Source organism: Flagellimonas olearia, assembly GCF_009184425.1.
GTDB lineage: Bacteria > Bacteroidota > Bacteroidia > Flavobacteriales > Flavobacteriaceae > Flagellimonas > Flagellimonas olearia.
In genome coordinates this window covers 1,477,538-1,503,874 of the sequence record NZ_WELG01000001.1, presented here as the reverse complement: position 1 = coordinate 1,503,874, position 26,337 = coordinate 1,477,538, and the positions used below count along the sequence as shown (strand labels likewise).

Below are 26,337 nucleotides of genomic sequence, written 5' to 3'. Positions count from 1 at the left end.
TATGTTGTACCACGCCCATCTGAAAGATTTTGAGGTAAGAAAAGGAATTAGGCAAAGAGAAATCACATATGCCGGCCATAGGAAGTTAAAGATTTATGGTACCTTGAAATGCGCATCGGGCAAACGCATGAAACGGGAAAACCGTATCTTTTTCAAAACCGGGAAAGAGGCCATTTCTTTGGGATATAGACCCTGTGGCCACTGTATGCGAATAGCCTATAAACAATGGAAAAGTGAACTTGTTCTCCAATCAAAATAACCCTGACCAAAATTGGTTGCCCCGTGATGGTATTGTAAACTATCATGGGTCCATTATGGCTTATGATCGAGCCAATGCGTATTATAAAAAGTTGATGGATGCCATTGCTTGGAAAAATGATGTGGCCATCATTTATGGCAAACGCATTGAGACCAAAAGAAAGGTGGCTTGGCATGGAGACCTGCCTTTTGAGTATACCTATTCCAATACCACCAAAAGAGCATTGCCGTGGACGCCTGAGCTTCTTGAGCTTAAAAAATTGGTGGAGGAACACACCGGGGAAACCTTCAATTCATGCTTGTTGAACCTATATCATTCTGGGGAAGAGGGCATGGCTTGGCACAGTGATGCCGAAAAGGACTTAAAAAAGGATGGCACCATTGGTTCCTTGAGCTTTGGGGCGGAAAGAAAATTCTCTTTTAAACATAAAACCACCAAGGAAAAGGTTTCCATTGCCCTGGAGCATGGAAGTTTGTTGGTGATGAAGGGAACCACCCAAACCCATTGGTTGCACCGCTTACCTCCCACTAAAATGGTGAAGACGCCTCGAATCAACCTTACCTTCCGTACGATAGTGGATTTTGATGGCGGCATCTAGTTTTGAACGGCACATCTAACCATTGTTTGAAATTTGTAAGTATCCCTTTGAAATACGTTGTTGTAAGACATTGTGCCACAGCTACTTTTGATGACAAATAACGTTTGTCATGAAAAACAAAAGTGTCATTGCATCAACGTGTTCGCTCCTGTTGCTCCTTCTGTTGTTTTCTGGATTTGTGAAAGGGCAGGAAACCAAAAAAAAGTCAGTATGGATTGAAGCCTTTATTTAGGAAGATTTAGGCTGTTTCTTCGTCTAAAAAAGTTATGGAATCCCATGGAAATCAATTTCAATGTTAATTTTTTAGTAGATGTTTGATTTTTACAACCGCTACGTGATGAAAATTTTATAAATTCAATGGAATTTTTGAGACTATGGCAACATTTACACTGAACATCAACGGAAAAAAACAGGAGGTGGACGTAGACCCCTCCACGCCCATACTTTGGGTTCTTCGCGACCATTTAAACATGGTCGGGACAAAATTTGGTTGTGGCATCGCCCAATGTGGCGCCTGTACCATTCACTTGGACGGAACGGCCACACGATCATGCATATTGCCGGTATCCAGTATCGGGGACAAGAACATCACGACCATTGAGGGGCTTTCCGAGAATGGGGACCACCCTGTGCAAAAAGCATGGTTGGAAGTGGACGTGCCCCAATGCGGGTATTGTCAGGCAGGGCAGATTATGACAGCATCGGCCTTATTGGAGAAGAATCCAAATCCAACAGACGAAGAAATTGAAACGGCCATGAACGGGAATATTTGCCGCTGCGGTACGTATCTCCGTATCCGAAAAGCCGTGAAAATGGCTTCAGAATCATAATCCAACCGGGCAACATAAAACTATTACCATGACACTTGTAAAGACAAAAATAGGAAGACGATCATTTATCAGAAATACCGGTTTGGCCAGTGGAGGCCTTGTTTTGGGGTTCAATTGGCTGGCATCCTGTAAAATGACCCCGGAGCAGGTCAATGCCATGCCCAAGGAATGGTTTGAGCTCAATGGATTTCTCAAGGTGGGCGATAATGGCATGGTCACCATTATGTCCCCCAATCCCGAAATAGGTCAAAATGTAAAAACCGCCATGCCCATGATCGTGGCAGAAGAGTTGGATGTAGCTTGGAAGGATGTCATTGTGGAACAGGCACCTTTGAACACGGACATTTTTACCCGTCAATTGGCAGGAGGAAGCCAATCCATTCGTCAAGGATGGGAAAGTTTGCGAATGACAGGGGCCACCGCCCGCCAAATGTTGAAAGAGGCCGCTGCCCAGACTTGGCAAGTACCCGTGGATGAAATCACCACAAGTGAGGGAATGCTTCATCATGCCGCCAGTGATAAATCGGCTGGATATGGTGAAATGGCGTCCATCGCTGCAGGTTTGGAGGTTCCGGAAGAAGTCTCGGTGAAAGAAATAAGCGAATTCAAAATCGTAGGTACGGACCGAAAAAATGTGGATGGTCCCAAGATAGTGACCGGAAAACCTTTGTTCGGTTTGGATATTCAACGGGAAGGAATGCTCACCGCCATGATTGTGCACCCTCCCGCATTTGGAATGAAATATAAATCCATGGATGCTACGGCAGCCAAGGCCATGCCCGGAATCAAGGATGTGTTTCCAGTTGTGGTGTATCCCGAAGATGCTGAAAAACAATGGTCCGACGGAGGAGCCATTGCAGAACAAGTGGCCATAGTGGGCAATAGTACTTGGGAGTGTATGCAGGCCAAGAAGGCTTTGGAGATAGAGTGGGAAGAAGCTTCAACTTTGGAAAACAGTGCCTACCATGATGAAGCATTGAACCAATTGTTGGAAACTGCCCCCAAGGAAGCAGCACGTAAGGACGGCGATGTGGAGAAGGCTTTCAAAAGCGCCGCCAAAATTGTGGAAAGTGTCTATACCGCTCCATTTTTGGCGCACAACACCATGGAACCCATGAACTTCTTCGCCCATGTGACCCCGGAAAAAGCGGAGCTTTTGGGACCCATTCAGACGCCGGAATTCCTGGAAAAGACCTTGGTATCCGTATTGGGAATGCCAGCAGAGAAAATCGATATCATGATGACCCGGATGGGAGGGGGATTTGGTCGCCGCCTATACGGAACATTTGCAGTGGAAGCCGCTGTGATTTCCCAAAGAATGCAAGCCCCTATTAAATTGGTATATACCCGTGAAGATGATATGACCCAAGGGACGTATCGCCCATCGTACAAAGTACGTTATAAAGCCGGTTTGGATGATAAAGGCAATCTGATTGCTTGGCATGTAAGAGGTGCAGGAACCAATGACGACCTGATTTTTGAAAATCGTTTCCCTGCTGGGGCCGTGGATAACTATTTGGCCGAAAAGCATAGCTTACAGACCAATGTTACCACAGGAGCATGGAGGGCACCACGCTCCAACTTTATTGCAGGAGCCGAGCAAGCTTTTATGGACGAAGTGGCCGAGGCGGCAGGAAAAGACCCCATCGCCTTTCGTTTGGAGCTTTTTGATAGGGCCATAAACAACCCGGTCGGAGACCCAAAGAACAATGATTACGACCCAGAACGTTATGCGGGAGTCCTAAAATTGGTGCGGGAGAAATCCGGTTGGACCGGTGGAGCCAACAATGGCAAATCAAGGGGCGTATCGGCCTACTATTGCCATAACTCCTATGTGGCCCAGGTAATGGACTTGACCGTGGACGGTGACAAACCCAACATCGATAAGGTATGGTGTGCGGTGGATTGTGGAATTGTAATCAATCCGTTGAGTGCCAAAAACCAAATTGAAGGAGGAATTGTAGATGGAATAGGGCATGCTACCTATAGTGCCTTGAGCTTCAGTAATGGCCAATCGGACCAAAAGAATTTTGATACCTACCGTTTGATCAGGAATATGGAAGCTCCCAAGGAAATAGAGAGCTTTTTTGTGGATAATGGCATAGATCCAACCGGATTGGGTGAGCCTTCATTGCCTCCGATCATGGGGGCTTTGGCCAATGCACTATATCGTGCAACCGGCAGGAGGTATTACCATCAGCCTTTTATAAATGACAAACCACCTTTGGTAGGCTGATACGAAACACTTTTTTGTGAACTGTTTAATGGTATTGTAATCTATAGGAAAGAAGTTTTAGATTTCAATATGCTGAATATCAATATGGTATAGGGTTGAAAATTTTTTTATCAAAAAAATTGTTGTATTCATTTTTTGTTTATGTTTGACCCATGAATGAGACCCAATAAGGGGTCGCATTGCCTATACTTTGAAAGCTTTTTTCATGTTCGGGCTTTTGGGAATAAGGAAGTCTACCCAAAAAGCCGTCTTAGGGATAAGACACCGAATCTTAGGGCTGACTTCCGAAATGCACTCCGTAATCCGTGATTTCTCACGGAGACCTTTCTTTGTGGCCTATACCGTATTTGAATTTCGCATCTGAGAAGCTGTTCTCTTTCCATTCAATTTTTACCTATTAGTTTTTTAACAACGCGAAATACAGATGAAAACAAAATACATCGACTTGATCGAGCAGACATATGATTTCCCCCAAGAGGAATTCCAATTGGAGGACAATAAATTACAATTCCATGGCATTGACTTATATGATTTGGTACAGCGCTATGGAGCTCCCTTGAAGTTTACCTATTTGCCCAAGATTTCCGATAACATACAGCGGGCAAAAAAATGGTTTGGAGAAGCCATGGAGAAACATGCCTACAAGGGAAAGTATCATTATTGCTATTGCACCAAAAGCTCGCATTTTGAACATGTTCTTAATGAAGCCCTTAAAAATGACATCCACATTGAGACCTCTTCAGCTTTTGATATTGATATCGTGGAGCATTTGAAGAAAAGCGGGAAGATTTCCAAGAATACCTATGTACTATGCAATGGCTTTAAAAGGGACCAATATGTGCAGAATATTGCCCGATTGATCAACAATGGACACAAGAACTGCATCCCAATTATTGACAACTATGAGGAACTGGAACTTCTGGGAGAAGCCATTGAGGACAATTTTAAGGTAGGAATACGGATTGCTTCCGAGGAAGAGCCCAAGTTTGAGTTTTATACCTCTAGGTTGGGCATTGGATACAAGAACATTGTGCCTTTTTACAATCAATCCATAAAGGGAAATCCCAAGGTGGAACTGAAGATGTTGCACTTTTTCATCAATACGGGGATTCGAGATACGGCCTACTATTGGAACGAACTGGTAAAATGTTTGAAAGTATACGTAAGCCTGAAGAAGGTTTGTCCTACTTTGGACAGTTTGAACATTGGTGGCGGGTTCCCAATCAAGAATTCCTTGGCCTTTGAGTATGATTATGCCTATATGGTGGATGAAATCATTCATCAGATCAAACAGGCTTGTGATGAGGCAGGAGTGGAGGTGCCCAACATTTTTACCGAGTTTGGAAGCTTTACCGTAGGAGAAAGCGGAGGAACCATTTATGAGGTGCTTTACCAGAAGCAACAGAATGACCGGGAAAAGTGGAACATGATCAATTCTTCGTTCATTACTACCATGCCAGATTCCTGGGCCATTAGTAAACGGTTCATCATGCTGGCCATTAACCGATGGAACGAGGAGTATGAGCGTATCCTGTTGGGAGGGCTTACCTGCGACAGTGATGATTATTACAACTCGGAACAGCACATGAACGCCATCTATCTGCCCAAATACAGAAAGGATAAACCGCTATATATTGGATTTTTCAATACTGGGGCGTATCAAGAGACCATTGGTGGATTTGGCGGTTTGCAGCACTGTCTTATTCCACACCCAAAGCACATTCTAATCAGTAAGGATGAGGATGGAAATATAGAGACCTCCGTGTTTGCAGAACAGCAGACCGCACAAGAGTTTCTTTCCATCTTGGGATACGGAACCAAAAAAGATGAAAACGTCTTGATAGACCCAAAAAAACTGCTGGTATCCAGCAAAAACTGAATACGAATAATCAATTAAAATGAATACGAATAAAACATATGCCGGTATTCCAAAGGAATACGGTTCGGCCGAAAAGGCCAAAGTGGTATTGTTGCCCGTTCCCTATGATGGCACCAGTACTTGGGGTAAAGGTGCGGACAAAGGCCCGGATGCCTTTTTGGATGCCTCTGAAAACATGGAGCTATACGATATTGAAACGGATAGCGAGGTATACAAGGAAGGTATTTACCTTTCTGAGCCCATCACGGATTTTGAAACCCCCGAGACCATGGTGAATGCGGTGCACAAAACTGTGAAAGAATACATCAAACGAAATAAGTTGGTAACAATGTTCGGTGGGGAGCATTCCATTTCCATTGGTGCAATCCGGGCGTTTAATGAGTCTTTTGAAGATTTGACCGTACTGCAGATTGATGCCCACGCCGATTTGCGTAAGGAATACCTTGGCACCAAGTACAACCATGCCTGCGCCCTCTATGAGGCCAATGAGACTACCAATCTCGTTCAAGTAGGTATCCGTAGTATGGATCATGCCGAGACCTTGGTCATGGATAGGGATAAGGTGTTCTTTGCCCATGAAATGGTGACTGATGATTTTTGGATGGACAGTGCGTTGGATTTGATGACCGATACGGTCTATATTACCTTTGATTTGGACGCTTTTGATCCTTCCATCCTTCCGTCCACAGGAACCCCTGAACCCGGAGGATTGTTTTGGTACGAGACCTTGGATTTCCTAAAAAGAGTGTTCGAGGAGAAGAACGTGGTAGGTTTTGATATTGTGGAGCTATGCCCCAATGAGGTGGACCGTTCCTCGGATTTTTTGGCTGCAAAGCTGTACTACAAAATGTTGAGTTATAAATTTTTAAAGAAAAATGATTTTCAGGAAGAAGGTTTTTCGCAAGCAGACGATAGCTTTAAGAAATCTTCCAATGCCATAGACGATTACGATGAATAACAAAGGAGAAATATCACAATTCATTCAAAAATACTTCCTTCACTTTAACGCGGCTTCCGTGGTCGATGCGGCGAAGGGATATGAAGCACAATTGGATCAAGGGGCCAAAATGCTGGTCTCCTTGGCGGGAGCCATGAGCACCGCGGAGCTGGGCAAGATTTTTTCGGAGATCATACGCCAGGACAAAGTACACATTGTCTCATGTACCGGGGCCAACTTGGAGGAAGACCTTATGAATTTAGTGGCCCATTCCCACTACAAAAGAATTCCAAACTACAGGGATCTTACCCCTCAGGAAGAATGGGATTTACTGGAAAAGGGATTGAACCGTGTTACGGACACCTGCATCCCAGAGGAAGAGGCTTTTAGAAGATTGCAACAGCATATTTACAAGCTTTGGAAGAAGGCCGAGGAAGAAGGAAAAAGGTATTTTCCGCATGAGTATATGTACCAATTGCTCTTATCTGGCGTTTTAGAAGAGTATTACGAGATTGATATAAAGGATTCTTGGATGTACGCCGCTGCACAAAAAAACCTGCCCATTGTGGTCCCTGGTTGGGAAGATAGCACCATGGGGAACATTTTTGCCAGCTATGTGATCAAGGGTGAGTTAAAGGCCAGTACCGTGAAATCGGGAATAGAATACATGACCTTTTTGGCCGATTGGTATCAGAAGAACTCCGAAAAGGGCATTGGCTTTTTTCAAATTGGAGGAGGTATTGCCGGGGATTTCCCCATCTGTGTGGTGCCCATGTTGTATCAGGATTTGGAACAGACCGAAACTCCTTTTTGGAGCTATTTCTGCCAGATCAGCGACTCAACCACCAGCTACGGATCGTACTCTGGGGCAGTACCCAATGAGAAGATCACTTGGGGGAAATTGGATATCGATACTCCAAAATATATCATAGAATCCGATGCGACCATCGTGGCGCCTTTGATTTTTGCCTACCTTTTAAATATGTAATGATGAAGAACAGGCAAACTTTAGGATTGAAACGGGTAATCGTCGATTACAAAAAACTTAACCGGCATGTGCTGGATCTTTTGGTGGAGAAATATCCGGATGGGTACGACGATAGGGACATTGTTACCTACAGAAACAGTGACAATGAGATTGTGGAATGCATCGAGGTCAGGACGGATGATACGGCGTATTTGGTAAAAGTGAGTAAGCGATTGGTCATGGCCATGGAGGACCATGAAGAATCCGACAACGATAACGACGAAGAAACATCCCTGGACACGGATGGGTTGGAGACTTCCGAAGAGGAGTGAGCATCCAGTAAAAGGTCCAAACAATGAGTACAGATCATTAATTTTTTTTAGTGTATGAAGACTATTTTTTTAATGTTCTTGTCCTTGGCAACCCTTATGGAAGTGCCTACCACCCAGGAATCTGCTGTGGAGGCTACGTTTAATGGTTATGTGGAGGACTTGTACGATTTCACCGATGCGGACGGATCTACGTATGGATTCGCGGAGATTGAACCCTCTGCAGCCGAAAAGTACGATTTGGACTCAACCGATTTAGTGGGGAAACTCTTCAGGGTTACCTACAAAGTTGATACCGCAATTGATGAAGACGAAGAAGAGTATGACATTCTTGTCATAGTGGATTTAAAAGTATTGGAATAATCAGATAAGGGCAGATACCCTCTGCCCTTGTCCATACACTTTCAAATGAAAAAAGTGGTCAAATCTAGGTTGGTAGCCACCCATAAGGACAAGGTGTTGGTATTGAAAAAGGTGGATAAGCCACTTCGATATACCTTGCCCGGCGGTGTCAAGAAAAGGAAGGAGACCGAAGAGGAGACCCTGATTCGTGAAGTTGGGGAGGAAGTTAAGCTGAAATTGTCCGCTGGGCAGTTCCAATTTTACCTTTCCCACCTAAAAAAAGGAAAAGAAGGTGCTGTCGTCAAAAACTATTATCTGGTACACTTGGAGGCAAAACCCATCAAGGTGAAGGAAAAGCACAAGTTTGCGGCTGCTAGTTGGATGCCTTGGAAAGAAGCCTTGCCCTTTATGGATAAATCGGACCGAATGGCAGTACGGTCTTATTTCAAAAGTTTTAAGAGAAAAGCAAAAAATAAGAATAATGGACATCAAGTTTCATCTCGCCTTGCCATGTAAGAACATTGCCGAGACCAAAGCTTTTTACCAAGATGTGGTGAAGGCCAATTTGGGAAGGCAGACGGAAAAGTGGTTGGATGTTGACCTTTTTGGCCATCAACTGACCTTTACCGAGTCGGGTAGTTTTAATTTTGATTTCAAGAATTATCGCTTGGAGGACTATATCTTGCCCTCCTTCCATTTTGGCGTCATTGTGCCTGTGGATGTTTGGGGCGAACTATACTCGAGATTGTTCCAATTGGATTTGGAAATCACCACCGAAGCCACCTTTATGCAAAACAAAACAGGGGAACACCTTTCCTTTTTTGTACAAGACCCCAATGGGTATATGGTAGAGTTCAAAAGCTTCAAGGACTCCGGTGAGATTTTTGCGCTGTAAAAATGGATACAAAAGCTATAGCGGTACACTTGGCCGCAAGCATCGATATTTCCAGTTGCAGACGGGCCATCAAGGGAGAGCTTCTGTTTGGGGACCGTGATGAGCTGTTCTTTTCCGATGACATAGGGTATTTGTATATATTCAAGTACGGAATTGTAGCGTTCTACGGGTATGATTGGAATGGGATAGACCAAATTTCGGAAATGATCCAACCGTTTTGTCTGGAATGGCGTTCCCCGGAACTTACGGAAGAAATAGAGGTACAACTGGAATCGGAGGATTTTCAGCCCAAAGTAGGGAACAATAAAGTAATCTTACCAAAATCCAACATAGAGGCCATGCGCCTTACCTTACTCCATCTTTCGCAATCTGTGGCCTTGGACTATTTTGCCGGACTTTCAGAGCAGATCATGAAAGAGACGCGGGCCCATACGACCTATCTGGAACGCTTTGGAAAGTTGGACCTGGGCGGAAAGAAACTGAAAAAGCATATCGGTAGGGTATTGAACATCAACAACCAGATATCCGAAAACCTCTATATTTTCGACTCCCATGAAGTGGCTTGGGAAGATGAGGCTTTGGACCGATTGGACAAAAATTTAAAACAGACCTTTGACCTTAAGGAAAGATATCGTACCATTAAGGAACAAGGATACATCATAAAGGAAAATTTAAGTCTTTTCAAGGACATAATGGACCATAGGGAAAGCAGCAGACTGGAATGGATCATCATTATTTTGATTTTGGTCGAGGTCATGGACCTATTCATTATGCGATTGATCAATTAATCATAATTTATTTTGGACGTAACAAAAATATTGGGCAGCGAGGAGTGGTGCCGTTTGGAGGAAATGGGAATTCCGGCCATAAAGGCACGGGTGGACTCAGGGGCGAAGACCTCTTCGATTCAAGCCAACAAAATCAAGATTTTTACAAAAGGATTGGAAGACTGGGTGCGATTTGAAGTAAACCCATTGCAGGATAACCGAAGTATTTCCATTCTTTGCCAAGCAAAGTTGTACGATGTTCGAAACGTAAAGAGCTCCCAGGGTATTTCCGAGGAACGCCCAGTGATCAAGACCCCTGTCACCATTGGTAACGAAACGTTTGAAATAGAACTGACCCTTGCCAATAGGGATACCATGGAGTATCGCATGCTCTTGGGGCGCGAGGCCCTCAATGGACGTTTTTTGGTAGATCCTTCCAAAAGTTTTTGTCAGGGTGATGTTCCCCAAGACGAAATTACCAGAAAGTACAGGCCTTTCATGACCGAAAAGTCGGGATTGACCTTGGGTCTCTTGGCCAGCAACCCAGAACTGTATAGTAACAAAAGAATTGTTGAGGCGGGTGAGTTGAGGGGACACAAAGTAGTTTTTCTGAACGTGGAAAACGTGTACATGAAACTGGATGCAGGTTCTCCTGAGATTCGGTACCGGGGCGGGAATATTCTGGATAAGTTTGATGCGGTGATTCCACGGATAAAACCCTCCGTTACCTTTTATGGGTGCGCTCTACTACGGCAGTTTGATACCCTTGGGGTGTACTGTCTCAATACCGCTGATTCCATTACAAAGTCCAGGGATAAGCTGTTTGCTTCCCAATTGTTCTCCAAAAACGATATCCATATCCCCATTACCGGTTTTGCCAAATCCCCCATGGATACCAAGGACCTAATACGAATGGTGAACGGTTCCCCATTGATCATAAAGCTTTTGGAAAGTACCCAGGGCAAAGGTGTGGTGTTGGCAGAGACCAATAAAGCGGCAGAAAGTGTCATCAATGCCTTCAAAAGTGTGCAGACCAACATTTTGGTACAGGAATTCATCAAGGAAGCCAACGGTCAGGACATTCGCTGTTTTGTGGTGAATGGAAAAGTCGTGGCCTCCATGCAGCGTCAGGCACAAAAAGGGGAGTTCAGGGCCAATATCCATCAAGGTGGGGCCGCCTCTTTGGTAAAGATCACCCCTGAAGAACGAAAATTGGCCATTAAATCCGCTAAGGTACTCAACTTGGACGTGGCGGGAGTGGATATCATCCGTTCCAATAGAGGGCCACTGTTACTCGAGGTGAACTCTTCCCCCGGTTTGGAGGGCATAGAGAACGCCACGGGAATGGACATCGCCAACGTCATGATCGAGACCATAGAAAAAAAGCTGAAATACTCCAGATAGCGGAACATTCCCGTTGGAATTTACTTTTCGTAGGAATTTTCTTTTCCTTCACGCGCTTTTGTAGAAGTCATTTTAAAAATATGAATTCAAAACGGCCATTCGTGAACGCAAAAGGGTCATTGGTTAATTCACCCCTATTTTAAAAAACGATTCACTGTAAGTTTACCCCAGTCAAAACAAGATGCTTTAAAGTTAAAAGCACAAACCTCCTAAAATAGGATGGGGTAATTGTAGGGTACTCATAGTGTTCTTTACCTAAGTTCTAGTTCTAAAGAGGTTTCCGTTGCGCCAGGGGGTTTTTGAGGTTGAGCCCCTTGGTTGTAACGGTTTTTGAAAAGCCAGGCAAAACTGTTTTTTCATGGACTGAATCTACTTATAAACAAGAAGGGCCGCTCCCAACGGCTCTTTTTTATTTATCCATGGTCATGGTTTACGTCTCTGCTGATAAATGTTCACATCTTTTTAATAAATCCAAAGAGGAATGCCGAATCCCGCTTTGTAAGTTTCTATACAAAAAACCTACTTTTGTAGGATAGAATATTGAGGAAGATTTTTGTTATGTCAGAACAACTGGAAAGAGTAAAAACATTGATTGTTGGTTCGGGACCTGCGGGTTACACGGCGGCAATCTACGCTGCTAGGGCCGATTTGAAACCTGTGCTGTACACTGGAATGGAGCCTGGTGGGCAATTGACCACCACAACAGAGGTGGATAATTTCCCTGGATATCCCGAAGGGATAGACGGCCCCACCATGATGATGCAATTGCAACAGCAAGCGGAGCGATTTGGCACCGAGGTGCGGATAGGAATGATCACTGCGGTGGATTTAAGCGATGAGGTGGGAGGAATCCACAAAGTTACTGTGGATGATTCCAAAATCGTGGAAGCCGAGACCGTTATCATTTCAACAGGAGCCTCTGCAAAATACTTGAACATCCCCAGCGAACAACGTTTAAGGGGTGGGGGAGTATCAGCCTGTGCGGTTTGTGATGGATTCTTTTACAAAGGTCAGGAAGTGGCCATCGTAGGTGGTGGGGATACTGCTGCGGAAGAAGCATCATACCTTGCCAATATCTGCAAAAAGGTCACCATGCTGATCCGTAAGGACGAAATGAGGGCCTCAAAAGCCATGCAGCACAGGGTGAACAGTCTTGAAAATATAGAGGTTCGGTACAATACCGAAGTGGATGAGGTAATTGGGGACCAAGTGGTGGAAGGCCTTAGAATGGTAAACAACCAGACTGGGGAAAAAGAGGAAATTGCCATCACGGGACTCTTCATTGCCATTGGACATAAGCCCAATACCGATATTTTCAAGGGCCAACTGGAAATGGACGAAACAGGGTATCTCATTACCCAACCCAAGTCCACCAAGACCAGTAAGCCAGGTGTCTTTGCCAGTGGCGATGCCCAGGATAAGATATACAGACAGGCTATTACCGCAGCAGGAACAGGTTGTATGGCCGCTTTGGACGCAGAACGTTATTTGGCTACTGTGGAAAGCAAGGAGACCTTGGTTTCCTAAATAGCTGTACAGTTAAATTCATATAATGAAAAAAGGCACCGGAATCTCCGGTGCCTTTTTTAGTGCAACCTTGATTTAATCAATCAATTCGTACGTAGTTTTCGGAGAAGGTCCTATTGCCTTCTTCATCAAAGCTTATTTGGCTATAGGCATCCTCTGTGATCTTTAACTCAAAACGGAACACCCGTAGGGTATCCAAAGCGCTCATCATGGAGGAAGAGGCATATTCCAAGGTTTCGATCAAGGAATCCGGTGTGATCTTATAGCTACCATACCCAAACCATTCCACAGTATCCTGTGGCACATAACGAGACCACATGACCCTGCCATTATAATACATCTTTACCTGTCGGTATCCATCTGCTTTGGGTACCGTGTCCGAAATGTTTACTCCATCATCGTAGCTGTAAAAGCTCTTTAATTCCCATGTTCCCTCAATGGAATGCATTGTTTCAGGTTTTGGCGGTGTGAGCCATGCTGCGGAAATAAAAACCAACACCAATAAAACCAATCCAAGTATTTTCTTCATGATCGGTGTGTTTAAGTTAATGATTGTTAAGCCTTAATAAGATACGATAAAAACTGAACAATCCACAAAAACAGGATTAAAAAATTAACAATATCTCAATCAGGTGATTCTTGAGTCTGAAATGGATAGGAGAAATAAAAATTAGAAAAAAGTTGCGGTTCCATGATTTTTTTGAATATTGCACACTCTTATCCTGATATTTTTACAAATACAACATTTTTTTAAGTTATTGTTTGATTATTAAATTTTTTTCTCAATATTCATCATTAAATAACAAAAACTAAAGAATGAAGAACGTTTATTTCATTTTGATGGGACTGTTTATGGGGCTAACCACCTATGGGCAGACTATCACAGGAACGGTCAGTGATTCATCGGGCCAACCTTTACCAGGGGTGACCATTGTTGTTCAAGGAACATCAAATGGCACGACAACAGATTTTGATGGGAATTACTCCATCACCGCTTCAAGCGGACAGATACTGCAATTTTCGTATTTGGGAATGCAGACGCAAGATGTGACCGTTGGGTCGCAGACCAGGCTCAATGTGGTCATGGAAGAAGATTCAACACAACTGGATGAAGTGGTGGTAACCGCTTTTGGTGTTGAACAGAAGCAAAAATCCCTTGGATATTCGGTTACCAAGGTAAGTGCTGAAGATGTTAACCTTGTTGGACAGGCCAACCCGATCGAAACCCTGCAGGGACGTATTGCAGGGGTACAGATCAATCGTACATCGGGAACTTCCGGTGGTGGGGTGGACATCTTGATCCGTGGGGTAACTTCCATTGACCCTTCCCGGGGCAACCAACCTTTGATCATTGTGGATGGTCTGGCCCTTAACAACGATACCTTTGCGGGTGAAGTACGACCCAGTGCAGGTTCCAATTCGCCAAACAGCTCGGAGCAGTTTGCTTTTTCGAACAGGGCGGGGGATCTTAACCCAGAGGACATCGAAAGTTTTAACGTGTTAAAAGGTGCGGCGGCAACGGCACTTTATGGGGTAAGGGCTTCCAATGGGGCGATTATCATTACCACCAAGAAAGGAAAGCAGGGCAAAGCGAAGATCAATTTGACCGCTTCAACTACTTTCAGGACGGTGAGGACCACTCCCCCCCTTCAAACTACATATAGGGAAGGGTTTTCCGGTGCTCCAAGAACATTGTACGATCCAAACTCCGAAACGGGTTTCAACCGGGTTCAAAACGCAACCTCTTTCTACTCATGGGGTCCAGAATATGCACTGGATTCCTACGATTTGGGTGGAGGAGAGATTGTTGATTTGTCCAATGACCGTTTCTACAGTCCGTATGACATTTTTAGAACCGGGTTCAACTCCCAGCTCAACTTGAACCTTAGTGGGGCCAGTGAGCGGTTGAATTATTATTTCTCTGTGGGTAACAACAGCGAGCAAGGGGTTTTGCCCAATACGGATTATAAAAAGACCAATTTTAGGTTGAAGGCAGGATATAAGGTAACGGATAACTTTACCATCGATGGTTCGGTAGCGTTCTCCAATTCTGGAGGAAAGAGGGCCAATGGTGGTGATAAATCCGTGATGAGTGCCCTTTCCTACTATTCAGGAACCTTTCCTATCAATGATTACAAGAACCCTGACGGTAGTGAGCGGGATTATTCCTTTGGTATTATAGACAACCCAAGGTACCTTATGGAAACCAGTAATTTGGAGGATGATGTAAACCGATGGATTGGGAACACTACCATGACGTGGTCTCCAAAAGATTGGGTTACCTTTACCTACGCTGCCCAGATAGACAACTACTCCGATGCCAGGAACCGTTATGTGGGCCCTGATTTGGATGGCGGCTCGCAAGTGGGCGGTTTTATCCTGGAACAGAATATTAATTTTACAGGGTTGGAATCCAACTTTTTGGCAGCGTTCAATAAGTCTTGGTCAGATGATTTTACAACGGATTTGACCGTTGGACATCAATTGTCCGATTCAAAACGATCCTATCTTGAAGCTAGGGGAGAGGGATTGAACATTCCCGGATTGAACGAAATAGGCAATACCACCAACTTTTTTATCAATAAAAGTGTAGTACAGGAACGCGTAATGGGTGTTTTTGGAGAGCTTAAATTCGGATACAAAGACAAATTATTCCTGTCTTTAACTGGAAGAAATGACTGGATTTCCACTTTGCCCGCTGAAAACAGATCGTTCTTTTACCCATCGGCAAGTTTGGCCTATGACATATCGGACCTATTCGGGGAGAACAGCGTATTTACTTTTGGTAAGTTAAGAGCTTCATGGGCCGAAGTAGGTAAGGGCCCAGGATTTGGACAAGCAGGACAGTACTACGTAGTGGATGGTGACTTTCCCTTTGGTGGTGTTGGCGGATACAGAAGAAGTACCCAAAGAGGTTTCGAAATTGTACCCGAAAAGAACCAGTCCACGGAATTTGGTGCCGATCTTAGGTTTATGGACAACCGTATTAGGTTGGATTATGCCTACTATAACTCCCGTGTCAAAGATCAAATATTTGGTGTAGGGGTGGCCAACTCCTCTGGATATTCCCAGATTTTCAGAAATGCAGGGGACTACAAAGTTTTTGGACATGAGTTCCTGTTGAGTGCGGATATCATCAGGAACCAAAACCTTAGATGGGAACTTATCCTAAACTGGTCTACCAGTGAAGGGGAGGTACTTGAAATTCCTGACGATGTTGAATCCATCATTTTTGCCGATTCTGGATTTGCCGGGGTGACCTCAGAAGTGAGGGAAGGTGATAAAATGGGGAATCTCTACGGATACAAATGGGTCTATGAAAACGGGGAACGTTACATAGATGCCAATGGTTATCCTGTAATCAACACGGACGAAAGAGTGATAGTTGGAAATGCTTTTCCAGATTTCATCTCTTCCATTGGAAGTAACCTCAAATGGAAAGGTATTGGCTTTAATTTCTTGTTGGAATACAAGAAAGGAGGCGATTTGTACGATGCAGGTCTAAGAAACTCCATTAGGAACGGTAACCCTTTGAGCACACTGCAACGTGATGTCAATGTGGTACTGGATGGTGTCATGGATGACGGAAATGGAGGATTTGTGCCCAATACCACGGAGGGCTTGATAGATGCCAACTACTACAGAAATTCCAACGCGTACAACCGTGCTTCGGAAGTTTTGGTACAGGATGCATCATGGGTGAAACTCAGAAGTGTATCATTGTCCTATGATATCCAAAGTAAGATCATCAGGGATTTAAACCTTGAAAAGGTTAGTGTTTCGGCCAGTGTCAATAACGTTTTGCTCTGGACTCCTTTTGATGGGTATGATCCAGAAGGAAACCAGTACAGTGCTGGTAGCAATGTATATGGATTCACTGGATTGAACATTCCATTGAGTGAAAGCTATTCGTTTGGTTTAAATATTGCATTTTAAAAAATGACTATGAAAAGAGTAAGAATAAGTATAGATAAGGTTTTTCTACTGTGCTCCCTAGTGTTTGCCGTGAGTTGCAGTGAGGATTATTTTGATGTGAACACCCCTTCCAATACCGCCACGGAGGAGGCCCTGCGAATGCAGGACCTTATGGCCCCTGTAATACACAGCACCATGGAAGGGCAACGATCTGCCGAACTTTCCTTTGGCAATTACGTACAATATTTTGTGAATACCGGCGGAGGCGCTGCCGGGCAGACTTCAGTGGATGGTTTATGGAGCCAGGTGTATCTCTATATTTTGCCCAATCTGCAAGTGATAAAGGCAAAGGCAGTGGAAAATGGAGCGACCCATATAGAGGCCATTTCAGACATTCTCATCGCGGCCAATATTGGTATCGCTACGGATACTTGGGACAATATCCCATATTCTGAAGCAGGCGATGGCCCAGCGAACAATTTCCCAACCTTTGATACCCAAGAGGAAATCTACACGCAGATTTTCAGTTTGTTGGATGCTGCCATCACCAAATTGGAAGCTGCGGATACCTCTGTGTTCGATTTGGGCTCCTCTGATTTGATCTATGGAGGGGATACGGACAAATGGCTGAGAGCCGCGTATTCATTGAAAGCACGCTATCAACTGCATTTGGTCAACAAAGGGGTTGTTTCACCAAATGATGTTCTGGCCACCGTGGCAAATGGATTCACCTCAAACGAGGACAACTTCGCCATGTATTATGACGATAGAAACATCAACCCTTGGTATTCCGAGGAGGTTTTGGCCCGAAATACAGGAAACCTGAGCAAGGATATCGCAAGCCAATTGGTGAGTTCCATGAACGGGGAGTATTTTCCCTTTGTAGGCGGAACCGTGGAAATAGACCCAAGGCTTCCGTTGTTTGCCGAAAACAATGATGAAGCGGAGTACAAAGGCTACGTAAGTGGTGGAGGCGGTGTGGCCCCAGATGGTACTGATGCCAACACAGGCTTCAGAACAGATGGGTTTTACACCAGCGTGGATTCTCCTTTGATCCTCATTAGCTATGCCGAAGTATTGTTCATTCAAGCGGAAGCCGCTTTCTTGGCGAATGGAGGCAATGAGACCAGTGTGGGCTCCAACGCAGCAGCGTACACCGCATACATGGACGGTATTGCCGCCAGTATGGAAATGTACGAAGTGGACGGTGCGGATTATATGGCGGATGGTGCCATTGCCGTTGGTGAAGGCGCCTTGATGTTGAGCCATATCATGAAAGAAAAGTACATCCATAATTTCTTAAATCCTGAAACTTTTGTGGATTATAGGAGATATGACTTTTCAGACGATGTTTTCACCGGATTGGAAATCAGAAGTGAGGAAGAAAGTGCGGATACTGAATTTCCTGGCCAATGGTTCAGAAGGGCAAATTATCCTACCAGTGAGTTGAACAGGAATGAAGCCAACGTACTGGCCAACCAAAAGGATCCTGTTGCTCCTGTTTGGTGGGATGAATAGTAATAGACCTAGAGTATAATTAAAAGGCCATCCCAATTGGGATGGCCTTTTTTACTGTTGAATGTTTTTGAACCTAGAAGATGTTCTTTTCCCTCAAGTACAAAAGTCCCTCGTCCGTTTCGTTTAGAATACGTTTGCTGCGGAGATAGCGATTGTAATTGTATTCATCAAAATTTTCCGAGTCCTTGTCCATACTGCTGATATGCACATCCCCGGCAGAGTGTATAAATTCATTGTTTCCAACCCACATGCCCACATGGATTACCCTTTCTGGGTTGGTGTCGGTTGCCTTTCTTCCAAAGAAGAGCAGATCACCGGGAACCAATTTGTCAAAATCCTTGGAATCATCAATCAAAATCCCTTCATGAATTTGTTGGGAGGCATCACGGGGTATGATCATCCCGTTCATAAAATACACGGTTTTGGTAAAACCGCTGCAATCCACACCTTTGGCGGAGGTCCCTCCCCAGAGGTACGGCACGCCCAGCATTTTTTTGGAAGTGGCCACCAAAGCTTCTTTGGTGAGGGGCAACGCGGAGGTCCACGTCGCGTAGGGGGCTGCCTCTGATTTGGAAATAAATCCCTTTCTCCCATCAGGATAGTTCACTTCATAAAAACCACCCTGTTCGGAGACCAGTTGTACAATATTGCCAAAGACTAAATCGGACACCACTTGGGATGCTGCATCCGCTTCGGCAAAGGCATTTCCATAGGTTTGGGTGTAGATCAACTTATCGGAGGCTTGCCATTCCCCAAAAACGGTTTGGTCCATCAATTCCAATCCACCGCTATCTACCCACCCCAAATAGTGGTCCGGGGTTTGTACCCAATACCAGTTTCGTTCTTTCTGATACACTTTTAATGGGGTTCCCAAGGTTGCTTGGGTCACCATTTCGGCGGAATGTGCAGGATTTCCCCTTAAATTGGCCACGGAAACTGTTACCACACCTTGAACCTTGCCTTCCAAGCTCGCAGAAGGAAGCACTTCAATACTGTCGGTATAGCTGATTTTTTGACTTTCGAGCCCTTCTCGAAAAGATTCTAACGCATCCGGAAGGTTGGTCACACCTTTTATAAGATAACCTTGAGCATTTTTATCAACTTCGATGTCAAAGATGGCTACGCGCTTGTCCGGTGCAAAGGTTTCCTTGGTAGAGGAAATAAGGGCATCGACTTTGTCATTTTCTTCGGTCGTATCTGTTTTGCATGCCGTAAAGAGAATGGACAGCGTCAGTAGGAGTGATAATCCTTTTTCGCGAAAGCTTGGATACTTCATGAATGTGTTTTTAAATGTTTTGGTTGGTTAATCCATGCAAAATAACCAATTAGAGTGATATGGACTTAACGAGTCAGGCGGTTTAGATCATTTGCCAATCGTAGGATGTCCTCTTTTTGATGGTAGGCGCTCAATACAATTCTACTGATGATGGGCCCATTGTCATCCGGATAGTTGAAATTGGTAAAGACAAAGCCATTCTTTTCCAGTGACTTGGCCAATTCTGGGTTGGAAAACTCAAAGGTGGGATGCCCTTCAATATGGGTGAAGGTTTCCAAAGAATGCAAGGATTTTTTAAAAAGCTCCAAATGCTCCATGACAACAGCCCTTCTTTCCCTATAAATTGGGGCGGCATCCAAAAGGGTGCCCATAAAAGCAGGGGCCGCCGGGCTCGCACCTCCATAAAAAGCTGTGTTTCGGAGCATTTGTATGCTGTCGGTTGTTCCCAGTACAGCCCCGGCCTGTATCCCGAGACCTTTTCCCAAGGAACAGCAGACCATAAGCTGTGCCGGACTTAGATCTTTCAACAATGTATAACAACCCTTGCCCTGTTCTCCCACAATGCCAATACCGTGGGAATCATCGCCCACTAAAATGATTTTTTCCAAGGGAAGTTCCCGTAATGCCTCAAAATTGGGAAACTGTCTACCCGAAAAATCCAAAGTGTCAAAAAGCACCACGGGAGGTTTACTTTCAGGGTTTTCTTCCAAGGTTAGGGTGATGTGCTGGTGCAGCTCCTCAAAACTTTGGGTTTGCACCACACCATGTACCAAGAGGGCTGTATGGGCGTTCGGTGCTGCAAAAAGGCGATGCCCTTTTTGCAAAAGGGTCTGGACCACCAACTGGGCGGCCAAATATCCTGATGACAAAGTCACACACGCTTCGCTACCTGCCCAATGGCTCAACCATTCTTCAGCTTGGGGATATACTTCCAAAGCCACATTGGATTTACGGGATGCTCCATAATGAAGTCCGTATTGCTGCACATTCTTCAAGAATAGGTCCATGAAGGGTACATAGGACTGCAATCCCAGATAAGCAGTGCCCCCAAAATAGAGATACTCCTTACCATCTACCAATATGGTCCGGTCAGGTATGTGTTGCAGCAAGTACGCCATTACAGCAATTGTATTCCACTACCGGGAAGCTCTGGAAAAATGAGTTTACCATCATCCAGAATCTGTACGCCTTTTGCAATGTCGGTTTTTAACAACAATGGACCATCCATATCCACATAATCCAGTTGGGGCAGTAGCTGGGCAATGGCCGATATGCCTACGGTGGACTCGGTCATACAGCCTACCATTACTTTTAATCCCAGTTCCTTGGCTTTTTGGATCATCCTGCGGGCAGGGGTAAGGCCACCACATTTGGTCAATTTTATATTGATACCATCAAAGTAGCCGCCACAATTTTCGACATCGCTTTCTACGATACAGCTTTCATCGGCAATGACCGGGAGCACACATTCCTTTTTCACTTTTTCCATGCCTTCCCAATCATCCGCCTTTAAGGGCTGTTCCAAAAATTCAACCCCCAACTCTTTTAAAAGAGGAGCATTTCTTAGGGTTTCTTCGGCGGTCCATGCACAATTGGCGTCTATACGGAACACACTATCCGTGTGTTTTCGCAATTCCCTTACAATGGCCACGTCATCCGATGTGCCCAGTTTTATTTTGTAGACAGGCCAAGGTTTTTCCTGTAGTTTTTCAACCATTTTGGGAATGGTGTCAATACCAATGGTATAATTGGTAATGGGGTATTTGGAAGTATTGGTGCCCCAGATTTCATATAGAGGCTTCCCCTGGAGTTTACCATAAAGATCATTGGCGGCCAAATCCATGGCACAAAGGGTGAAGTTTTGTAGCCCTAAACCTTTTAGGTATGCATGAAACTTTTCGGGCGTATCAAAATCGTAGCTCTCTATCTCCTGTTGTAGACTTTCTATTTCGGCCTTCATGCTTTCCACCGTGATGTTGTAATACGGATTGGAGGTAGCTTCCCCATAGCCTGTTTTTCCGTTAAGCGAAAGACAGACAATCATGGTGTCTTGGGTGACATGGGTTTCTCTTGAGATGCCAAAGGGATGTTGCAGTTGCAACACGTATTTTTTGATTTCTATGCGCATTTGTACAATGATTTTTGGACTTGCTAAGATAACCACATCGGATGTTGAAAAAGCAAAAACCCACTGAAATTTCAGTGGGTTTTCAAGATTTTGGATGGTTTAGTCCGTTCAATACTTATGAATGCTCCCTGATACGGATTTTTTCTTTTGTACACTGGCTTCACCGGTATACGAGATATCCGCTCCACTGCTGGCATCGGCAATCAATGACTCGGTTACGTTCACAGAAATATCGGCGCCGCTGCTGGCATCGGCATTACATGTTTTGGTGGTCAATTCACTTGCTTTGATGTCGGACCCGCTACTGGCATCGGCGTAGAGCATATTGGCCTTTCCGGAAATCTTGATGTCGGCACCGCTACTGGCTTCTGCTGAAATCTCATCGGCCACAAGTTCAACCTGTAGGTCGGACCCGCTACTGGCATCCAGTTCGATTTTTTGGGCCTCAATGACATTTTGAACAATGAGGTCTGCCCCACTGGAACTTTCCAAAGCAGTGATCTCTGGAAGGGAAACATAGATTTTTTTAGTGGCCCTGCCAATGTTCTCGGTCGTATGGATCTTAAGCCTTCCATCCCTTACATCGGTGGCGATCAAGTCTATGATGTTCTCATCCGCTTCCACGGAGATCTTAAAGTCGCGGTCTTGGGTAACATAAACATCCAGACCTTCCGAGGCGGAGATCATGGTAAAGTCTTCAGAGACATTTCGGGTTTCTTCCACCACTTGTCCATTACCCTTTTTACCGCTTCCAAAGTTGATGTCCATCATACAGGAAGAAGCAAATAAGGAAAAGAGTACTGCGATTGCTAATCTTGCTAGTGTTGTCATGGTTGTTGTTTTTTGTCCCCGTATCAGGGACTGTTCGTGATTTGATTGATGATTGTTACTTATTATTTCGGTGTAAAACTCGTTTTTGTTTTCTATTTAATACAGTAAAGCTTACCCAACTGTAGAAAATGCTTTCTCAATTGTTGTTTTTGTCACCGGCCTTAACTTTAATACCGCCTTCGCCGATTTTCATTTCAAAGGAATCGTTATGGTCCTTGATGTCAATGTTTACCCCATTTTCATCGATGATGATCTTTCCGCCCTCTTCTCTCTCGTCGGGGTTTTCTTCTTCCTCTTCGGGACAATCCTGGCACTTGAGTTCCCCATCACTGCCCATGACCCAGGTATATCCCACCATACTGCTGCGGTAATAATCCTTGTCATTTTCTATACCACGGCCAATATGCCCATGGGTGGATTCTTTAAGAATCAAGGTTTTTCCTTCGGGCACATAAATGGTCACCGTGACCTCTTGGTTCCTGGCCTTGTTGGAAACATCGGTGGTCAAATGTTCATCCAACAGGATTTGATTTCCATTAACCTCATAGTTGTAGTTGATGTTTTTGGCCCGGTCCCTGGCTGCCCGTACCGAGCTTCCTTGGGAATCCTTGCGCACATTGATCTTTACCTGGTCATCTTCCGATCTGCGAATCCTGATATCCACTTCGTCAGAAATCAGGATTCTATTGTCATCCTTATCATAGGTAAAGGTCATGCGTCCAAAATGAACATCATCCATACCGTATTGGTAGCCCGTATCCTTCATGCTGATGAACAACGTGTCGGCAGGGTTTTCCATCACCACTTCATAGTCTTCGTGTACACTACCTACATTGGCGAATTCAGCAGCTTGGCGAACTCCCAAGGCAAATAGGGAGCCTATGGAAAGCAACCACAGTCCCAAAAGGGAAAACTTGGCAATGTTCCCGATGGATTTTAGGTTGTTTACCAAAATCTTCAGTCCCAAATAAAGGATAAAGAAGAATGGAATGCCAATGGCAAAGAACAATAGCAGGGAAACAGCCCAAACCGGGGCTCCGGTGGTGTTCACGATTTCGTAGAAATCCACTCCGGGAAAGTTTACTGCGTTGAACATGCCTACGGTAAATAGGGCCACAAACAATCCGATCAAGGTAGATGCGCCTATGATGATCAACATAATACCAATGAACTTGCCAAAAATTTTGAACAGGAACATGATGATATCCCCTAAGGTGTCGAAAAAGGTCTTGGAGCCGCTTTTGACCTTGTTGCCCACTTTCTCGTAGTCAACGTTCTTTACCTTGTCGGCAACATCACCAAACCCCTCTTTAACCTTGCGTTCTATATTGCTGATGTTGATAGGCTCTCCCCGCATGTCCAATTTTTGCGAGGTGGTGGCAGCTTCGGGTACCAAGATCCATAATAGGATATAGGCAATCAACCCGAAACCGGTGAATACCCCCAAAAGGAGAAAGATCAAACGGATCCATAGGGCATCAAACCCCAAGTAGTGTTCCAGACCGGCACAGACCCCACCAATGTATTTTTCATCGATGTCCCTGTACAATTTCTTGGAACGGGCAGTAGTGGTGCGTTCGTAGGTCTTTTTGGGTTCATCCTCAAAAATATCCTCGTCCACCATATAGTCTTCGGGCTGCCCCATGACGTTGATCACCTCATCCACTTGTTTGTGGGTGATGACCTGTCGTTCGTTCTCCATTTTCTCGAGAAAGAGCTCGGCGATCCGTGCTTCAATATCGGCTATGATCTCATCGCTTCCGGGAGTTCCGGCAAACGACCGTTTTATGGACTCGAGATAGCGTCTTAGCTTGTTATACGCGTCATCGTCTATGTGGAAGAGCGTATTGGCCAAATTTATATTTACTGTCTTGTTCATTTTAGATTGTTATTTAGTGTTGGTTACCAAATTCACTGCGTTTCTTAGTTCATCCCAAGTGCCGTTGAGTTCTTTGAGGAACAAACGGCCCGTTTCGGTGAGGGCGTAATATTTCCGTGGAGGTCCCGATGTGGATTCTTCCCAACGATAGTTGAGCAACCCCGCATTTTTTAACCTCGTCAACAAAGGGTAAATGGTCCCTTCCACTACTAGCATCTTGGCGTCTTTCAAGGCCTCCAGAATTTCCGATGCATACTTGTCGTCATCCTTTAGGATGGACAGGATACAGTATTCCAGAACCCCCTTTCGCATCTGTGCTTTTGTGTTTTCTATGTTCATAACTTCATGGTTCTATTTTATTAACTGTTCGCTTTTGTTTCCACTCCAGTCCCCTGTGATGAGCAGGGGAGTGGAAACGGTTTTTTGATTGATGATTGATGATTGATTGATGAATTGTTCGTTTTTTGATTGATGATTAAACTCCCTTTTGTATTTAGATTTTGTTTGCTTCGTCTACAATGGTATTGTTTTCCAAGATGACCATCTTTGAAACCTCATGGCCATTACTCAAGATGAATTTGAACTTGGTGCCCCTTTCCTTCAGAAAAAAAATGTTTTCAGCCTCTGGGTACAGATTCGCTTCAAATCCGTTTGATTGTAAGAGCAAGTGATCGGAATCCTTGGTTATGGTCACCTTTCCCGCTTGGGGCGATTCATAATCCCCCACATAGCTGTTCAAAATTCCTTCCGAAAGAACGATTGCCTCCTTGGATACTGTCTGGGCATGATGGTCATAGCTCAATTCCCTTCTTACCTGCCATTGTCCGTCTTTCAACAGCCAAACATGGGTAAACTTGGCGATATCCCCTTTTTGATATTCTTTTCTGTCGTTAAAAAACTCAAAGGTATGTACCCCATGCTGAATAGCCCCATAAAGTTCCCCGCCCTTGTAGAGCGGATATACTTCCAGACTTCCGTCCACCAAGATCCGTTTGGAACTTTGGGGCTCGGCCGGATTCTGCTTCGCACAATTCTCCCGGACAGATTTCAAAAATGCCTCCCTGCCATCGGTAAAACCGCCTCTGTCATGGTAGAACTCAAAATCTTCGGTGAACAAGGATTCCAAGGTAGCCACATCACATCGATTGAAGGCGGCATCGAACAAAATACTGTCCTTGGATTTCAAGGTCTTGTACAACTCAGTGTCCTTGGTGACCTGTCCTTGAAGGCTAAGCGATAGGACCATGATGCCCATTCCCAATATGTATCTTGCCTTTTGCATTACTTGATGAATTTTATGGTGAAGGGATATTTGAAATATTCCCCTTCATTGGTTCTGATGGTGGCCAAGATGGAATACACAACGTTCACCAAAGCCAATCCCACTTGGATAATACCACTGATGCCTGCAGGCCAAAACAACCGTCCAAGCCTAAAGTTGTCACTGTCTATATGGATATTTAGGTTGTTAAGGTCACTTAATCTATGGATGCCGAAAAGATCCCAGTTGAACAGGTCGGGCATAGCACCGATAAAAAAGGGAATGCTGATCAAGCCGGCCACAATGGAGTAGAGGAGCATGCTCATTTGAAAGTTGAGCGCCTGCTTACCATTGTAATCCACAAATTGATGCTCTTTCTTATTGGCTGTCCACAAGATCAAGGGAAGTATAAAGTTCCCAAAGGGAATAAAGTACTTTGAAAAGGTGGACGCGTGTATGATCGCGGATAGATTTCGTTCGTGTTTGGTTAATGTTGTAGCCATTTTTTGATTGATGATTTACAAATTGTCATTCTGAATTTAGTTCAGAATCTTTATGA

At 44.6% G+C, this 26,337-nt stretch carries 25 protein-coding genes; 16 read left to right on the top strand and 9 right to left on the bottom strand.

From position 1 onward, the window contains the following. Nucleotide 1: 1 nt before the first annotated feature. From F8C76_RS06520 to trxB, 14 genes are all read left to right on the top strand, one after another. A complete protein-coding gene (locus F8C76_RS06520; protein ID WP_152130974.1) occupies nt 2–259 on the top strand; it encodes an Ada metal-binding domain-containing protein in 258 nt (85 codons plus the stop codon). Further along, the gene (locus F8C76_RS06515) at nt 234–857 is read left to right on the top strand and encodes an alpha-ketoglutarate-dependent dioxygenase AlkB family protein (RefSeq protein ID WP_152130972.1); all 624 of its coding nucleotides are present in this window, start codon (nt 234–236) and stop codon (nt 855–857) included. Before F8C76_RS06520 ends, F8C76_RS06515 begins: the two co-directional genes overlap by 26 nt. Before the next feature lie 374 nt (nt 858–1,231). Further along, nucleotides 1,232–1,687, top strand: coding sequence for a (2Fe-2S)-binding protein (locus tag F8C76_RS06510; RefSeq protein ID WP_116218087.1), 456 nt, complete (start codon nt 1,232–1,234; stop codon nt 1,685–1,687). 28 nt (nt 1,688–1,715) lie between these two features. Beyond that, nucleotides 1,716–3,923 carry a xanthine dehydrogenase family protein molybdopterin-binding subunit gene (locus F8C76_RS06505; protein ID WP_152130970.1) on the top strand — a complete coding sequence of 736 codons (2,208 nt, stop codon included), beginning with the start codon at nt 1,716–1,718 and terminating at the stop codon, nt 3,921–3,923. Nucleotides 3,924–4,347: 424 nt separating this feature from the next. After that, nucleotides 4,348–5,802: an arginine decarboxylase gene (locus tag F8C76_RS06500; protein ID WP_152130968.1), complete on the top strand. Its 1,455-nt coding sequence runs from the start codon at nt 4,348–4,350 to the stop codon at nt 5,800–5,802. 19 nt (nt 5,803–5,821) lie between these two features. Further along, nucleotides 5,822–6,760: an agmatinase gene (gene speB, locus F8C76_RS06495; protein ID WP_152130966.1), complete on the top strand. Its 939-nt coding sequence runs from the start codon at nt 5,822–5,824 to the stop codon at nt 6,758–6,760. Beyond that, the gene (locus tag F8C76_RS06490; protein WP_152130965.1) at nt 6,753–7,727 is read left to right on the top strand and encodes a deoxyhypusine synthase family protein; all 975 of its coding nucleotides are present in this window, start codon (nt 6,753–6,755) and stop codon (nt 7,725–7,727) included. Before speB ends, F8C76_RS06490 begins: the two co-directional genes overlap by 8 nt. 2 nt (nt 7,728–7,729) lie before the next feature. Further along, nucleotides 7,730–8,038, top strand: a complete 309-nt coding sequence (locus tag F8C76_RS06485) for a hypothetical protein (protein ID WP_129652799.1) — start codon at nt 7,730–7,732, stop codon at nt 8,036–8,038. 54 nt (nt 8,039–8,092) lie between these two features. Beyond that, on the top strand, nt 8,093–8,398 hold the full coding sequence (locus F8C76_RS06480) for a hypothetical protein (protein ID WP_129652798.1): 306 nt from the start codon (nt 8,093–8,095) through the stop codon (nt 8,396–8,398). A gap of 45 nt (nt 8,399–8,443) precedes the next feature. After that, on the top strand, nt 8,444–8,893 hold the full coding sequence (locus tag F8C76_RS06475) for an NUDIX hydrolase (protein WP_129652797.1): 450 nt from the start codon (nt 8,444–8,446) through the stop codon (nt 8,891–8,893). Next, a complete protein-coding gene (locus F8C76_RS06470; RefSeq protein WP_129652796.1) occupies nt 8,859–9,272 on the top strand; it encodes a VOC family protein in 414 nt (137 codons plus the stop codon). Before F8C76_RS06475 ends, F8C76_RS06470 begins: the two co-directional genes overlap by 35 nt. Before the next feature lie 2 nt (nt 9,273–9,274). Further along, nucleotides 9,275–10,060, top strand: a complete 786-nt coding sequence (locus F8C76_RS06465; protein ID WP_152130964.1) for an RMD1 family protein — start codon at nt 9,275–9,277, stop codon at nt 10,058–10,060. 9 nt (nt 10,061–10,069) lie between these two features. Beyond that, on the top strand, nt 10,070–11,443 hold the full coding sequence (gene rimK, locus F8C76_RS06460; protein WP_211372140.1) for a 30S ribosomal protein S6--L-glutamate ligase: 1,374 nt from the start codon (nt 10,070–10,072) through the stop codon (nt 11,441–11,443). Between the two features lie 558 nt (nt 11,444–12,001). Further along, the gene (gene trxB, locus F8C76_RS06455; RefSeq protein ID WP_152130962.1) at nt 12,002–12,970 is read left to right on the top strand and encodes a thioredoxin-disulfide reductase; all 969 of its coding nucleotides are present in this window, start codon (nt 12,002–12,004) and stop codon (nt 12,968–12,970) included. 79 nt (nt 12,971–13,049) lie between these two features. Here trxB and F8C76_RS06450 read toward each other — a convergent pair whose 3' ends face one another. Beyond that, nucleotides 13,050–13,499: a hypothetical protein gene (locus F8C76_RS06450; protein WP_152130961.1), complete on the bottom strand. Its 450-nt coding sequence runs from the start codon at nt 13,497–13,499 to the stop codon at nt 13,050–13,052. Between the two features lie 287 nt (nt 13,500–13,786). On the opposite strand from F8C76_RS06450, the gene F8C76_RS06445 reads away from it, so the two are divergent. Continuing rightward, complete coding sequence (locus F8C76_RS06445) at nt 13,787–16,906, top strand: SusC/RagA family TonB-linked outer membrane protein (protein WP_152130960.1); 3,120 nt, start codon at nt 13,787–13,789, stop codon at nt 16,904–16,906. 9 nt (nt 16,907–16,915) lie between these two features. Next, complete coding sequence (locus F8C76_RS06440) at nt 16,916–18,403, top strand: SusD/RagB family nutrient-binding outer membrane lipoprotein (RefSeq protein ID WP_152130959.1); 1,488 nt, start codon at nt 16,916–16,918, stop codon at nt 18,401–18,403. 73 nt (nt 18,404–18,476) lie between these two features. Here the strand turns inward: F8C76_RS06440 and F8C76_RS06435 are convergent, their stop codons facing one another. From F8C76_RS06435 to F8C76_RS06400, 8 genes are all read right to left on the bottom strand, one after another. Continuing rightward, complete coding sequence (locus tag F8C76_RS06435) at nt 18,477–19,679, bottom strand: C40 family peptidase (protein WP_152130958.1); 1,203 nt, start codon at nt 19,677–19,679, stop codon at nt 18,477–18,479. Nucleotides 19,680–19,744: 65 nt separating this feature from the next. After that, complete coding sequence (locus F8C76_RS06430; RefSeq protein ID WP_152130957.1) at nt 19,745–20,797, bottom strand: PLP-dependent aminotransferase family protein; 1,053 nt, start codon at nt 20,795–20,797, stop codon at nt 19,745–19,747. Next, nucleotides 20,797–21,807: a dipeptide epimerase gene (locus F8C76_RS06425; RefSeq protein ID WP_152130955.1), complete on the bottom strand. Its 1,011-nt coding sequence runs from the start codon at nt 21,805–21,807 to the stop codon at nt 20,797–20,799. The genes F8C76_RS06430 and F8C76_RS06425 overlap by 1 nt, the downstream gene beginning before the upstream one ends. 108 nt (nt 21,808–21,915) lie before the next feature. Next, the gene (locus F8C76_RS06420) at nt 21,916–22,638 is read right to left on the bottom strand and encodes a head GIN domain-containing protein (protein WP_129652786.1); all 723 of its coding nucleotides are present in this window, start codon (nt 22,636–22,638) and stop codon (nt 21,916–21,918) included. A 136-nt stretch (nt 22,639–22,774) separates the two neighbouring features. Continuing rightward, nucleotides 22,775–24,517, bottom strand: a complete 1,743-nt coding sequence (locus F8C76_RS06415) for a PspC domain-containing protein (protein WP_152130954.1) — start codon at nt 24,515–24,517, stop codon at nt 22,775–22,777. A gap of 9 nt (nt 24,518–24,526) precedes the next feature. Next, nucleotides 24,527–24,856, bottom strand: coding sequence for a PadR family transcriptional regulator (locus tag F8C76_RS06410; protein ID WP_129652784.1), 330 nt, complete (start codon nt 24,854–24,856; stop codon nt 24,527–24,529). 154 nt (nt 24,857–25,010) lie between these two features. Further along, entirely contained in the window at nt 25,011–25,799 is a 789-nt protein-coding gene (locus tag F8C76_RS06405) for a nuclear transport factor 2 family protein (RefSeq protein ID WP_152130952.1), read from the bottom strand. After that, nucleotides 25,799–26,281 (bottom strand): DUF4870 domain-containing protein, encoded by a 483-nt coding sequence (locus F8C76_RS06400; protein WP_152130950.1) that lies wholly within the window; start codon nt 26,279–26,281, stop codon nt 25,799–25,801. Before F8C76_RS06400 ends, F8C76_RS06405 begins: the two co-directional genes overlap by 1 nt. Between the last annotated feature and the right edge of the window lie 56 nt (nt 26,282–26,337).

What these genes read in the sequence shown, in the direction of transcription:
- F8C76_RS06425 (WP_152130955.1), bottom strand. Translation starts at nt 21,807, where the DNA reads ATGCGCATAGAAATCAAAAAATACGTGTTGCAACTGCAACATCCCTTT.
- F8C76_RS06480 (WP_129652798.1), top strand. Translation starts at nt 8,093, where the DNA reads ATGAAGACTATTTTTTTAATGTTCTTGTCCTTGGCAACCCTTATGGAA.
- F8C76_RS06505 (WP_152130970.1), top strand. Translation starts at nt 1,716, where the DNA reads ATGACACTTGTAAAGACAAAAATAGGAAGACGATCATTTATCAGAAAT.
- F8C76_RS06435 (WP_152130958.1), bottom strand. Translation starts at nt 19,679, where the DNA reads ATGAAGTATCCAAGCTTTCGCGAAAAAGGATTATCACTCCTACTGACG.
- F8C76_RS06405 (WP_152130952.1), bottom strand. Translation starts at nt 25,799, where the DNA reads ATGCAAAAGGCAAGATACATATTGGGAATGGGCATCATGGTCCTATCG.
- F8C76_RS06420 (WP_129652786.1), bottom strand. Translation starts at nt 22,638, where the DNA reads ATGACAACACTAGCAAGATTAGCAATCGCAGTACTCTTTTCCTTATTT.
- F8C76_RS06485 (WP_129652799.1), top strand. Translation starts at nt 7,730, where the DNA reads ATGAAGAACAGGCAAACTTTAGGATTGAAACGGGTAATCGTCGATTAC.
- F8C76_RS06445 (WP_152130960.1), top strand. Translation starts at nt 13,787, where the DNA reads ATGAAGAACGTTTATTTCATTTTGATGGGACTGTTTATGGGGCTAACC.
- trxB (WP_152130962.1), top strand. Translation starts at nt 12,002, where the DNA reads ATGTCAGAACAACTGGAAAGAGTAAAAACATTGATTGTTGGTTCGGGA.
- F8C76_RS06415 (WP_152130954.1), bottom strand. Translation starts at nt 24,517, where the DNA reads ATGAACAAGACAGTAAATATAAATTTGGCCAATACGCTCTTCCACATA.
- speB (WP_152130966.1), top strand. Translation starts at nt 5,822, where the DNA reads ATGAATACGAATAAAACATATGCCGGTATTCCAAAGGAATACGGTTCG.
- F8C76_RS06475 (WP_129652797.1), top strand. Translation starts at nt 8,444, where the DNA reads ATGAAAAAAGTGGTCAAATCTAGGTTGGTAGCCACCCATAAGGACAAG.
- F8C76_RS06430 (WP_152130957.1), bottom strand. Translation starts at nt 20,797, where the DNA reads ATGGCGTACTTGCTGCAACACATACCTGACCGGACCATATTGGTAGAT.
- F8C76_RS06520 (WP_152130974.1), top strand. Translation starts at nt 2, where the DNA reads ATGTTGTACCACGCCCATCTGAAAGATTTTGAGGTAAGAAAAGGAATT.
- F8C76_RS06510 (WP_116218087.1), top strand. Translation starts at nt 1,232, where the DNA reads ATGGCAACATTTACACTGAACATCAACGGAAAAAAACAGGAGGTGGAC.
- F8C76_RS06400 (WP_152130950.1), bottom strand. Translation starts at nt 26,281, where the DNA reads ATGGCTACAACATTAACCAAACACGAACGAAATCTATCCGCGATCATA.
- F8C76_RS06470 (WP_129652796.1), top strand. Translation starts at nt 8,859, where the DNA reads ATGGACATCAAGTTTCATCTCGCCTTGCCATGTAAGAACATTGCCGAG.
- F8C76_RS06450 (WP_152130961.1), bottom strand. Translation starts at nt 13,499, where the DNA reads ATGAAGAAAATACTTGGATTGGTTTTATTGGTGTTGGTTTTTATTTCC.
- F8C76_RS06500 (WP_152130968.1), top strand. Translation starts at nt 4,348, where the DNA reads ATGAAAACAAAATACATCGACTTGATCGAGCAGACATATGATTTCCCC.
- F8C76_RS06465 (WP_152130964.1), top strand. Translation starts at nt 9,275, where the DNA reads ATGGATACAAAAGCTATAGCGGTACACTTGGCCGCAAGCATCGATATT.
- F8C76_RS06490 (WP_152130965.1), top strand. Translation starts at nt 6,753, where the DNA reads ATGAATAACAAAGGAGAAATATCACAATTCATTCAAAAATACTTCCTT.
- F8C76_RS06440 (WP_152130959.1), top strand. Translation starts at nt 16,916, where the DNA reads ATGAAAAGAGTAAGAATAAGTATAGATAAGGTTTTTCTACTGTGCTCC.
- F8C76_RS06410 (WP_129652784.1), bottom strand. Translation starts at nt 24,856, where the DNA reads ATGAACATAGAAAACACAAAAGCACAGATGCGAAAGGGGGTTCTGGAA.